The organism is Pantoea agglomerans (assembly GCF_020149765.1).
GTDB lineage: Bacteria > Pseudomonadota > Gammaproteobacteria > Enterobacterales > Enterobacteriaceae > Pantoea > Pantoea alvi.
Map to the genome: position 1 here is coordinate 1,965,484 of NZ_CP083809.1, position 11,985 is coordinate 1,977,468.

An 11,985-nucleotide genomic window follows, 5' to 3' on the forward strand; every position below is an offset into this window, starting at 1 on the left:
AGTACGAAAACGTGCTGGACTCTTGATGTATAACAGATTAGCCGACGATTATTGCATGTTATAAACAGGCTGTCGCAGCCAATTTATGCGACAAATCTCGGGAAATTGATAGCGAAATTCATCCTGACGTCACGCAAATTTGCTACGCGCGTTTTTTGTACTGATTATCAGTAAAGGTGGTAACGCTTAGTGCTGAAACAGTTAATGCATTGTTAAATAAAGGTTTTTGTTAACCGGATATTCGTCATGACACGATTCTGCTTAGCAGAATATATTTCAAACTTTTCAATTTGCAGTCGCAAAGCGCGGCTTTTCTCTTTTGACGCTGAATAATCGTATGAATGTCACTGGCAGAGGTTCTGATTGTAGATCGCTGTTCATATTTTCAGTAGGTTATAAATACTTTGATACAAGTGCATTTCGTTCATAAGCGCCTGAAACGCCCGTTTCAGGCGCTGTGTCGTTATGCAGTCAACAGGCCATCATCAATCGATGAAAGGGATGAATATGTTAATTGGAATACCCAAAGAGCGATTGCCCAATGAGGCGCGCGTGGCGGCGACGCCGAAAACCGTTGAGCAGCTTATTAAGCTGGGTTTTAGCGTCGCCGTTGAGCATGATGCCGGCAAGCGCGCCAGCTTTGATGACGAAAGTTTCGTGGCCGCCGGCGCAACCCTCTGCGACAGCCAGCAGATCTGGCAGTCCGATATCGTACTGAAGGTTAACGCGCCCGACGACGAGGAGATTGCGCTGACCCGTGCGGGAAGCACGCTGGTGAGCTTTGTCTGGCCGGCGCAGAACGCCGCGCTGCTGGAGAAACTGGCGGCGCGTCAGGTCACCGTAATGGCGATGGATGCCGTGCCGCGCATCTCGCGCGCACAGTCGCTGGACGCGCTCAGCTCGATGGCCAATATCGCCGGCTATCGCGCCATTGTTGAAGCGGCCCACGAGTTTGGCCGTTTTTTCACCGGGCAGATTACCGCGGCGGGGAAAGTGCCGCCGGCGAAAGTGATGGTGATCGGCGCGGGCGTTGCTGGCCTGGCGGCGATTGGCGCGGCGGGCAGCCTCGGCGCTATCGTGCGCGCCTTCGATACCCGCCCGGAAGTGAAAGAGCAGGTACAGAGCATGGGCGCCGAATTCCTCGAGCTCGACTTTGAAGAGGAGGCGGGCAGCGGCGACGGCTATGCGAAGGTGATGTCGGAAGCCTTTATCAAGGCGGAGATGGCGCTGTTCGCCGCGCAGGCAAAAGAGGTCGACATTATCGTCACCACCGCGCTGATACCGGGCAAACCGGCACCGAAGCTGATCACCGCCGAGATGGTCGCCAGCATGAAGCCGGGCAGCGTGATTGTCGATCTGGCGGCGCAAACTGGCGGCAACTGCGAGCTGACCGTCGCCGATCGCGTTACCGTCAGCGATAACGGCGTGAAGATCATCGGCTACACCGATCTGCCCAGCCGTTTGCCGACCCAGTCCTCACAGCTTTACGGCACCAACCTGGTGAACCTGATGAAGCTGCTGTGCAAAGAGAAAAACGGCGAAATCACCCTTGATTTCGATGATGTCGTGGTGCGCGGCGTGACCGTTATCCGCGATGGCGAAATTACCTGGCCCGCGCCGCCGATTCAGGTCTCTGCCGCGCCGAAAGCCGCGCCTGCGGCGGCGCAGCCGGTGGTCAGTGAGGCGGCGAAGCCTGCGCCGACCTGGCGTAAGTATCTGCTGCTGGCGCTGGCGATCGTGCTCTTTGCCTGCCTCGCCAACGTCGCTCCAGCAGAGTTCCTGTCGCACTTCACGGTGTTCGCGCTCGCCTGCGTGGTGGGCTACTACGTGGTCTGGAACGTCAGCCACGCGCTGCATACGCCGCTGATGTCGGTCACCAACGCCATCTCCGGCATTATCGTGGTCGGCGCGGTGCTGCAGATGGGGCACGGCGGCTGGGTCACCTTTATCTCGTTTATTGCGGTGCTGATTGCCAGCATCAATATTTTCGGCGGTTTTACCGTCACCCAGCGCATGCTGAAAATGTTTCGTAAGGGGTAACCGATGTCTGGCGGATTAGTAACTGCAGCATACATTGTTGCCGCGATTCTGTTTATTTTCAGCCTGGCGGGTCTTTCGAAGCATGAGACCTCAAAGCAAGGCAACCTGTTCGGCATCAGCGGGATGGCGCTGGCGCTGCTGGCGACTATTTTTGGTCCCGACAGCGGCAACGTCGCCTGGATTTTGCTGGCGATGGTGATCGGCGGCGCTATCGGCATCCGTCTGGCACAGAAGGTCGAGATGACCGAAATGCCGGAGCTGGTGGCGATCCTGCACAGCTTCGTCGGCCTGGCCGCAGTGCTGGTAGGCTTCAACAGCTTTATCGATCATGCGCCGGGCCTGCCTGCGGTGATGGAGAATATCCACCTGACCGAGGTCTTCCTCGGCATCTTTATCGGCGCGGTAACCTTTACCGGCTCGCTGGTGGCCTTTGGCAAGCTGCGCGGCAAGATTTCGTCGCGTCCGCTGATGCTGCCGCATCGCCATAAGCTCAACCTGCTGGCGCTGGTGGTCTCTTTCCTGCTGCTGCTGTGGTTTGTTCGCACCGAGAGCACCGGCGTGCAGGTCTTCGCGCTGTTGCTGATGACGTTGATCGCGCTCGCCTTCGGCTGGCATCTGGTGGCCTCTATCGGCGGTGCCGATATGCCGGTGGTAGTTTCGATGCTTAACTCCTACTCGGGCTGGGCGGCGGCGGCGGCGGGCTTTATGCTGAGCAACGACCTGCTGATCGTTACCGGCGCGCTGGTGGGCTCGTCGGGTGCCATTCTCTCTTACATTATGTGCAAGGCGATGAACCGCTCCTTTATCAGCGTGATTGCCGGCGGCTTCGGTACCGACAGCAGCGCGAGCGGCGAGAGCGAAGAGGCGGGCGAGCATCGCGAAATCAGCGTGGAAGAGACGGCCGAGCTGCTGAAGCACTCTTCATCGGTGATTATCACCCCAGGCTACGGCATGGCGGTGGCGCAGGCGCAGTACCCGGTGGCGGAGATTACCGAGAAGCTGCGCGCCCGCGGCGTTAAGGTGCGCTTCGGCATTCACCCGGTTGCCGGACGCCTGCCAGGCCATATGAACGTGCTGCTGGCCGAGGCGAAAGTGCCCTACGACGTGGTGCTGGAGATGGATGAGATAAACGACGACTTCTCCGACACCGATACGGTGCTGGTCATTGGCGCCAACGACACGGTTAACCCGGCGGCGCAGGACGATCCGCGTAGCCCAATCGCGGGCATGCCGGTGCTGGAAGTGTGGAAGGCGCAAAACGTCATCGTGTTTAAGCGTTCGATGAACACCGGCTATGCCGGCGTACAGAATCCGCTGTTCTTTAAAGAGAATACGCAGATGCTGTTCGGCGATGCCAAAGCGAGCGTGGAAGGGATACTGAAAGCGCTGTAACAAAAAGGGCGGCCATCTGGCCGCCCTTATTTTTAATCGTCATCATCCTCTTCATCGTCATCAAGCGACACGGGCGATGTGAAATCGTCAGGCTTGATCGCCAGCAGATCGCAGCGCAAATGGTCAATCACCTGTTCCGCCGTATTGCCGAGGAACGCCGCCGACAGGCCAGTGCGGCCAATGGTGCCGAGCACCACAATCCCGGCGCTGAGCTGACCTGCGATATCGGGGATCACCTCTTCAGGCAGCCCTTTGGCAACGTGAGTAAACTCTTCGCGAATGGAAAACTTCTGACGCAGCGCCTTCATCGCCACCAGATGCTGGCCGCGAATGGCGTCGTTATAGACGCTGGGGTCAAAGTCAGGCAGTTCGATAGCGATATTGATTGGCGTCACGGGATAGGCGCCCACCAGATGCACCTCAGTGTGGTTCACCATCTCCGCCAGCCGCGTGGTTTCACGGATCAGCTTCTGATTAAGCTCATCGTGATGCGGCTCTTCGCTGGCGAGATTAACCGCCACTACCGCTTTGCCGCCTTCCGGCCAGGGCTGATCTTTCACCATCCACACCGGGCAGGGGCACTTTCGCAGCAGATGCCAGTCGGTGGGGGTGAAAATCACCGCTTCCAGCCGGTCGTGCTGATGCGCCATTTTCAGCACCAGATCGTGCCCGTGCGTCAGCACCTCCTGGATAATGGCTTCATAGGGGCGGTTATGCCACACCACCTTGATCTCAATCTCCACGCCCGCCTCGAGATAGGCGTGCGACTGCTCGCGGATCCACTCGGTGCGCTGGCTGATCACCCCTTGCCGCATGGAGGCGCGCTCATCAGGCGACAGCAGTGTGGTCATCTCATAGGAGAAGTCATAAATCGGCAGGTAGGCTTTGATTTTGCCGCCGATACGCTGGTTGAGGTAAACCGCGCGGCGCAGCGCCGGCTGATCGTCTTGCTGAGGGTCGATAGCGACCAGCATATTTTGGTAGCGGGACATAGGGAATAACTCCTTAAACCAAGGCGAACTGGTTTAAAGATAGCCTAAGTTAACCGCGGGAAGAAGCGGAAAAGTTGCTGTGGGATCAATAAACTAACAAATATGCGGCGCTAATCAGAGTTGCAGAGGCGTTGCGCCCATACCTGCAACTCTAATCATTAGACGGCCAATTAATTAAGCAGCCTGAACGCTCTGACCTGCCAGTTCAGACAGCAGGTCATGATTTTCAATGGTAATATATTTGCCTTTGACCGCCAGCATGCCCGTTTTCTGAAAACGGCCCAGCAGGCGGCTGATGGTTTCAACGGTCAGGCCGAGGTAGTTGCCGATGTCGCCGCGCGTCATGGTCAGGCGAAATTCGCGCTGCGAGAAGCCGCGCTGGCCGAAACGACGGGAAAGATTCCAGATAAACGCGGCCAGGCGTTCTTCGGCGTTCTTCTTGGACAACAGCAGGATCATATCCTGGTCGCCTTTGATTTCGCCGCTCATCAGACGCATCATCTGCTGGCGCAGGGCCGGCATTTTGCCTGACAAATCGTCCAGCGTTTCGAATGGAATCTCACACACCATCGCTGTTTCCAGCGCCTGCGCGAAGCTGGGGTGGCTGCCGCTCATAATGGCGTCGAAGCCGACCAGATCGCCCGCGAGGTGGAAGCCGGTAATCTGCTCGTCGCCCTGTTCGGTGATGGTATAACTCTTGATGGTGCCGGAGCGGATAGCGTAAAGCGATTTCAGATCGTCACCCGCTTTAAACAGCGTCTGGCCTTTTTGAATCGGTTTTTTACGCTCGATAATATTGTCAAGCTGATCCAGCTCATGTTCATTCAGAGTGAACGGAATGCACAGCTGACTAATGCTGCAGTCCTGACAGTGGATGGCACAGCCACCTGACTGAATACGGCGAATGGTGCGTTTTTCAGTGATCATAATATACGCTCGACGATTATTGACTGGGGTCAATTTTAACATTTTTTGTGCTGAAGGGAACTCGTCCGAGCAGTTTTAGGCCCATAAAGAGTAGGGATGTCCGATGCGGCGCGGAGCCGCGCTGTGACAAGCCCTGCGCATCACACTTTTGCGATCTGGCACGAAAACTTTCCACTTTTTTGATCTCGATGCGCATTTTTCAAACGCCAGAATGGGGTGATCGAACGCTGGCGCACTGATTTTTGCGTTTGCTACTATTGCAATTGCAGAGGCGGAATTGATCTCTGTTCCCTTATAGACCTGGTATGAGAAATGACTATGAACCTGGACGATGAAGAGCTGTTTCGGGATGCCATGGGTGACGTCACGCCGTTAAAAGATAGCGCCAGCACCCTGTGGCTTAAATCGCCCTCGCCCAAAGCGCCGCGTCGGCCTGAGGCAGAGAAAGAGGAAGAGAACTTCCTGACGCGCGGCTACCTCGACATTATCCCCCTCGCTACGCCGCTGGAGTACAAGGCCGACGGCATCCAGCAGGGCGTTCTGGATAAGCTGCGTAAGGGAGAATATAAGATGGACGCCAGCCTGAATCTGCTGCGCCAGCCGGTAGAGACCTGTCGCCAGGCGGTGTTCAGCTTTATGCAGCAGGCGCGCAAAGATGGGTTGCGCAATTTGCTGATCATTCATGGCAAAGGGCGTGACAACGAATCCCACGCCAATATCGTGCGCAGTTACCTGGCGCGCTGGCTGCGCCAGTTCGACGACGTGCAGACCTTCTGTATCTCGCAGCCGCAGCATGGCGGCGCCGGTGCGCTCTATGTCGGCCTGCGTAAAACCGAAAAGGCGCGGCTGGATAACCGCGAGCGCCACGCGAAGCGGAGCCGTTAGTCGGGCGCCTTGCGGATGGTCGCCATCAGGATCTCCGCGCTAAGGCTCAGCGGATGGCCGGTTCGGGTAATAATGCCGACCGGCTCTCCGGGCCCCGAGGAGCTGATGGGCAGGGCACACAGCGCATTGTGCGCCAGATCTTCTTTGATGGCGCCCGATGGCACAAACCATACGTAGTCATAACGCAGCGCCAGCTGGCGCGCCAGCGAAGTTGATGAGGTTTCGACGCAGGTGCTGGGCAGGGTGCAGCCCTGTTCATCAAGCATCTGCTGTGCAATACGGCGCGGGGCAGTGCCTTCAGGGGAGATCACCACCGGCCACTGCATCGCCCGAGAGAGAGTGACGTTGTCACTTAACAGCGGGTGTTCGGGACGTACCACCAGCTTGAGCGATTCCAGAAACAGCAGCTCATAGGTTAAGCCGGTCATCATCTCGCTGTCCGCCATGCGGCCGATACCGATCTCAAATTCGCCCGCGCGTAGCCCCGCCAGCAGCACGTTATTGTGCAGCGTGGCCACCTGCACGGTGGCGTGCGGCTGCTGCTGGTGAAAGCGGTCGAGAATTTGCGGCAGCATACCCATAGCCGCCGTGGTCAGCGCGCCGAGGCGGATCACTACCGGACGGGTCGAGATCGGCAGAGTGAGGCTCTGGCCCGCGTGATTAAGGGCATCCAGCACTTTTACCGCGTGAATAAGAAACTGTTCGCCCATAGTGGTGAGCTGCGCGCCGAGCCGGCCGCGTTCAAACAAGCGTACCCCCGTCAGCTCCTCCAGCTCGTTAAGGGTCTTTGAGAGCGCAGGCTGGCTCAGGCTCAGCGTTTCCGCCGCGCGGCCCAGGGTTCCCTGCTGCGCGACCGCAACAAAGGTATGAAGATGGCGCAAGCGAATGCGCTGATTGAAAAGGATATTTTTGTCCATCTCACAAACCTAATGAGTTTGGCCGCTCTACGGCAACCAGTAAAGTTGGGTTTTGTTAACTTTGCTGCAAAATAAAATTAACAAAAAGCGTCGCCTGACGCTACTTGTTGATAAAAAGAGAAAAACAGGCTCAGCCGCAAAGCGGACGACGCGTTAACCTCCTGCTCACCTCAGCAATTTCAACAGGTTAACTGATTAATGTTGAATAATTCTCAATATCATATAAAAATCAGGCGTCTTATCGTTAACGATGGGCTATCATAGCTGCCGTTTTTTTTACCAAAACTGATGCATCAGGGGTGAGCGCAGTGAGGAGTTCGCAGTGACCAGCGTCGAGGCCGTGGACGTTCGCCAGTTAATCAATCAGTCAGAGCTTAGCCGCTGGCAAAAGCGTCTGATTGCGCTCTGCTTTATCGTGGTTGCCCTTGACGGCATGGATATCGCGCTGATGGGCTTTATCGCGCCGACGCTTAAGGCGGGATGGGGCGTTACTAACCATCAGCTCGGCCTGGTGATCAGCGCCGCGCTGGTCGGGCTGGCGCTCGGCGCGATGCTGGCGGGGCCACTGGCCGATCGCTATGGCCGACGTATGATGATTATCCTCAGCGTCTTTTTCTTCGGGCTCTGGACGCTCGCCACCGCGCTGGCAAACAACATCGAACAGATGATGCTGTTTCGCTTTCTTACCGGCCTGGGGCTGGGCGCGGCGATGCCCAACGTCGGCACGCTGGTGGCGGAGTACGCGCCGGAGCGCCGCCGCGCTTTTATCATCACCGTGGTGTTCTGCGGCTTTACCTTCGGCGCCGCCAGCGGCGGTTTCGCCGCCTCCTGGCTGCTGCCGCGCTATAGCTGGCATGCCGTGATGCTGCTGGGCGGCATTCTGCCGCTGGCGATCCTGCCATTTCTGGTTCGCGGCCTGCCGGAGTCGGTGCGCTTTCTGATTAGCCGCCGCGCGCCGGCGACGCGCATTCACGCCATTCTTGAGCGGATGCTGCCTGGCGCCACGCGTCCCGACAGCGCTTTTCACTCGCAGGAGCCGACGCCGCAGACCCAGGGCGCAATCGCTACCGTGGTGTCGCGCCGCTATCTGTTCGGCAGCCTGATGCTGTGGGGCGGCTATTTTATGGGGCTGTTTCTGGTCTATCTGATCGGCAGCTGGCTGCCGTCGCTGATCAATACGCTGGGCATGTCGGTCACCGAGGCGGCGATTATTACCGCCATGTATCAGGCGGGCGGCACCCTGGGGTCGCTGTTCGCAGGCTGGCTAATGGATCGCTTCAACGCCACGCTGGCGCTGGCGGCCATCTATTTCTGCGGCGGGCTGGCGATCGTCTCGCTGGGCTTCTCCCCGGCGGAAGTCGGCATGATGAGCGGCATTGCCTTTCTTAGCGGCTTCTGTTTCAACGGTGCCAACACCGGCATGAACGCGCTTTCGGCCAGCTACTATCCCACGCACGCGCGCGCCACGGGCTCCAGCTGGATGCACGGCGTCGGCCGCGTCGGCGCCATCCTCAGCGCCTTTGTCGGCGCGGAGATGCTTTCGCTCGGCTGGTCGTTTAGCCTGATTTTTATGCTGCTGGCTATTCCCGCGCTGCTGACGACCCTGATGCTGGTGATGAAAAACCGCTTCGGCTTTAAGCCGATCACAAATCCGTAACTTTTTCGCCTGCCGACAGCGGGTTGCTCTACAGTAGCAGCAATCTCGATCATGTCAGGAGCAGGCACCATGAATGACTTCCTCAGCGCGGACGCTATCCGCACGCGCTTCTCACAGGCGATGTCCGCTATGTATCAGCAGGAGGTGCCGCAGTACGGCACGCTGATGACGCTGGTGCAGCAGGTCAACGCGCGCTGTTTAACCGATAGCCCGACGCTGAAAGCGCGGCTCAGCGCCGCGGACGAACTGGAGCGCCTTAACCTGGAGCGCCACGGTGCCATTCGCGTCGGCACGGCGCAGGAGCTGGCGACGCTGCGGCAGATGTTTGCGGTAATGGGCATGGAGCCGGTCGGCTATTACGATCTCTCGCAGGCGGGCGTGCCGGTACACTCCACCGCGTTTCGTCCGGTGAGCGATGAGGCGCTGCGGCGCAATCCCTTCCGCATCTTTACCTCGCTGCTGCGGCTGGAGCTGATTGACGACCTTGAGCTGCGGCAGAAGGCGGCGGCGATACTGGCGCAGCGTGATATTTTTACGCCGCGCTGCCGGGCGCTGATAGCGCAGCATCAGCAGCAGGGCGGCCTGGGCGAAGCTGACGCCGACGCCTTTGTCACTGAGGCGCTGGAGACCTTCCGCTGGCACGCGCTCAGCACCGTTGACCGCGCCACCTATCAGGCGCTCAGCCAGCAGCATCGGCTGGTCGCCGACGTGGTCTGCTTTCCGGGATGCCACATCAACCACCTGACGCCGCGCACCCTGGATATCGATCGAGTGCAGGCGCTGATGCCGGAATATGGCATCGATCCCAAGACGCTGATAGAGGGACCGCCGCGGCGCAACGTGCCAATTTTGCTGCGTCAGACCAGCTTTAAAGCGCTGGAAGAGGTGGTGGGCTTTCAGCAGGGCGACAGCGGCACCCACACCGCGCGCTTTGGCGAAATCGAGCAGCGCGGGGCGGCGCTGACGCCAAAAGGCCGCGCGCTCTACGATCGCCTGCTGGCGGAAGCGGGCACCGGCGCTGATAATCAGCAGCACCAGCAGCGTCTGGCCGACGTGTTTCGCGCCTTTCCCGATGATGAGCGCAGCCTGCGCGAACAGGAGCTTGCCTGGTTCCACTACCGGCTGAGCGAACAGGGCGAGGCGCAGCCGCCTCAGGCGGGCGAATCCCTGGCGATGCTGATCGAGCAGGGCCGCATTATCGCCGATCCCCTGGTGTATGAGGATTTTTTGCCGGTGAGCGCGGCGGGCATTTTTCAGTCAAATCTGGGCGATCGGGCGCAGGGACGTTCCGCCGGCCACGCCAGCAGGGCCGATTTTGAACGGGCGCTCGGGGCGCCGGTGCACGATGAAATGCAGCTTTATCAGGCGCGCCAGCAGCAATCGCTGGCACGGTGCGGTTTTGCCGATGCGTAACGGCATCGATTCAGCATAATCTGCAAATGCACCAGACACATGGACAATATCTTAACGGCCTGTAGATAATGCCTTAACGCTTTATCAGGGAACAGGTAATGAAAAACAGACGACCTCTGCGCCTCAGCACAGCCGAAGGCGAGCTAAGAGGAAGTATGGATGACGATCTCTTTGTTTTTAAGGGTATTCCATATGCCGCCGCGCCGGTAGGCGCGCTGCGCTGGCGCGCGCCCCAGCCGGTTACGCCGTGGCAAGAGGTGCGCGACGCAACCGCCTTCGGCGCCGCCTGCTGGCAAAACCGCACCCTCTGTGCCGTCGCGGGCGGTGGCGATCCCGGCCCGCTCAGCGAAGACTGCCTCTATCTTAATGTCTGGACCCCCGACGTCGAGCCGGCACGACCGCTGCCGGTAATGGTGTGGCTGCACGGCGGCGGCTTTGTTATGGGATCGGGCGGGCTGCCGCCCTACAGCGGCAAGCCGCTGGCGGCGCGCGGTGCCGTGGTGGTAACGGTCAATTATCGCCTCGGCCACCTGGGGTTCTTCGCTCATCCGGCGCTGGATGCGGAGTACCGCGACGGCGGCGTGGTAAACAATTTCGCCTTGCTCGACCAGATTGCCGCGCTGCAGTGGGTGCAGCGCAATATCCCCGCGTTTGGCGGCGATCGTGACAACGTCACCCTGTTCGGCGAATCTTCCGGCGCGCGCAGCGTGCTGTCGCTCTGCTGCTCGCCGCTGGCGGAGGGGTTGTTTCATAAAGCTATCGCCCAAAGCGCCTACAGCCTGCCGGACAAGCCGCGTAAAGCGGCGCTGCAGCAGGGTGAGCAGGTTGCGGCCCATTTTGGGCTGCCCAACGCCACCGCGCAGCAGCTGCGCGCGCTGCCTGCCGACGCCTTCTGGCCGCTGGAATCGCCGCTGTGGCACGGGCCGGTGCCCATAGCGGGCGACGCCGTGCTGCCCCAGCCGATGCTGAACACCTTTATGGCAGCGCGCCAGCACCGTATTCCGCTGATGGCAGGCAGTAACAGCGACGAAGCGAGCGTGCTGGAATACTTCAACGTCGACAGCGCAGAGGTGATGCGCCAGCTGCGCGTTGGCCGTCCGCTCAGCTATCGGCTGCTGAAGTGGCTGTATGATATTCACGACGATCGCCTGCTGGGACGCGCGGCGGCGCGCGATCTGGCCTTCAGCGTGATGCCGTGGATCCTGATGCGCGCCCAGCACAACGTCGGCATGCCGGGCTGGCGCTACTGGTTCGACTATGTCTCCGAGCAGTCGCGCGATCTCTATCCGCACGGCGCCTGGCACGGCAATGAGGTGCCCTATACGCTCAATACCCTGACGGCGATGCAGCCCGTCGACAGCCAGCGACCCTACACCGCCGCCGATCGCGCCTTTGCCCGGCGCATGGCGGACTACTGGTTCACCTTTGCGCGCGACGCCAGCGAATTCAGCCACCGGCTGGAGGGCGAGATAAGCTGGCCTGCCTGGCATCCCGGCGAGGACGTCACGCTTGCCTTTGGCGAAAGGGGAAAAGAGGCGCTGCTGCTAAAGCGCAATTTTTTACGCGCTCGCCTGAGGCTGTTTCGCCTGATGATGAAAAGCATGGTGAAGCTTTGACGACTAATTGTTAAGGCGGCAGCAAGGTTTATCACCCGGTGCCGCCTGAGTAAAAAATTATAAATCAATTATTTAGCCTTGCGCTGCGCGTGATAATTGAGCAATTTTATTGCTAACTAAAACCCTGTACCTTCCTCAATCCCTGC

Annotated in this window: 9 protein-coding genes; 6 read left to right on the forward strand and 3 right to left on the reverse strand. The window is 59.1% G+C overall.

Going from position 1 to position 11,985, the window contains the following annotated elements:
- The first annotated feature begins 507 nt into the window (after positions 1-507).
- Both pntA and pntB read left to right on the forward strand, forming a co-directional pair.
- Positions 508-2,040, forward strand: a complete 1,533-nt coding sequence (gene pntA, locus LB453_RS11995) for a Re/Si-specific NAD(P)(+) transhydrogenase subunit alpha (protein WP_103795837.1) — start codon at positions 508-510, stop codon at positions 2,038-2,040.
- Positions 2,041-2,043: 3 nt separating this feature from the next.
- Positions 2,044-3,432 (forward strand): Re/Si-specific NAD(P)(+) transhydrogenase subunit beta, encoded by a 1,389-nt coding sequence (pntB, locus tag LB453_RS12000; RefSeq protein WP_103795836.1) that lies wholly within the window; start codon positions 2,044-2,046, stop codon positions 3,430-3,432.
- Between the two features lie 32 nt (positions 3,433-3,464).
- Here pntB and uspE read toward each other — a convergent pair whose 3' ends face one another.
- Together uspE and LB453_RS12010 are read right to left on the reverse strand one after the other, a co-directional pair.
- Positions 3,465-4,424: a universal stress protein UspE gene (gene uspE, locus LB453_RS12005; protein ID WP_224481750.1), complete on the reverse strand. Its 960-nt coding sequence runs from the start codon at positions 4,422-4,424 to the stop codon at positions 3,465-3,467.
- Between the two features lie 174 nt (positions 4,425-4,598).
- A complete protein-coding gene (locus LB453_RS12010; protein WP_224481751.1) occupies positions 4,599-5,351 on the reverse strand; it encodes an FNR family transcription factor in 753 nt (250 codons plus the stop codon).
- A 318-nt stretch (positions 5,352-5,669) separates the two neighbouring features.
- Between LB453_RS12010 and smrA the strand changes: the two genes are divergently transcribed.
- Entirely contained in the window at positions 5,670-6,236 is a 567-nt protein-coding gene (gene smrA / locus LB453_RS12015; protein ID WP_103795833.1) for a DNA endonuclease SmrA, read from the forward strand.
- On the opposite strand, the gene LB453_RS12020 is transcribed toward smrA, so the two are convergent.
- On the reverse strand, positions 6,233-7,153 hold the full coding sequence (locus tag LB453_RS12020; protein ID WP_103795832.1) for a LysR substrate-binding domain-containing protein: 921 nt from the start codon (positions 7,151-7,153) through the stop codon (positions 6,233-6,235). The two genes, smrA and LB453_RS12020, sit on opposite strands and share 4 nt — an antisense overlap.
- A 322-nt stretch (positions 7,154-7,475) precedes the next feature.
- Here LB453_RS12020 and LB453_RS12025 point away from each other — a divergent pair, with 322 nt between their 5' ends.
- The 3 genes from LB453_RS12025 to LB453_RS12035 all read left to right on the forward strand — a co-directional run bounded on the left by LB453_RS12025 (position 7,476) and on the right by LB453_RS12035 (position 11,839).
- The gene (locus LB453_RS12025) at positions 7,476-8,810 is read left to right on the forward strand and encodes an MFS transporter (protein ID WP_103795831.1); all 1,335 of its coding nucleotides are present in this window, start codon (positions 7,476-7,478) and stop codon (positions 8,808-8,810) included.
- Positions 8,811-8,879: 69 nt separating this feature from the next.
- Positions 8,880-10,223 carry a VOC family protein gene (locus LB453_RS12030; protein ID WP_103795830.1) on the forward strand — a complete coding sequence of 448 codons (1,344 nt, stop codon included), beginning with the start codon at positions 8,880-8,882 and terminating at the stop codon, positions 10,221-10,223.
- A gap of 98 nt (positions 10,224-10,321) precedes the next feature.
- Positions 10,322-11,839, forward strand: a complete 1,518-nt coding sequence (locus tag LB453_RS12035; RefSeq protein ID WP_103795829.1) for a carboxylesterase/lipase family protein — start codon at positions 10,322-10,324, stop codon at positions 11,837-11,839.
- Positions 11,840-11,985: the final 146 nt, after the last annotated feature.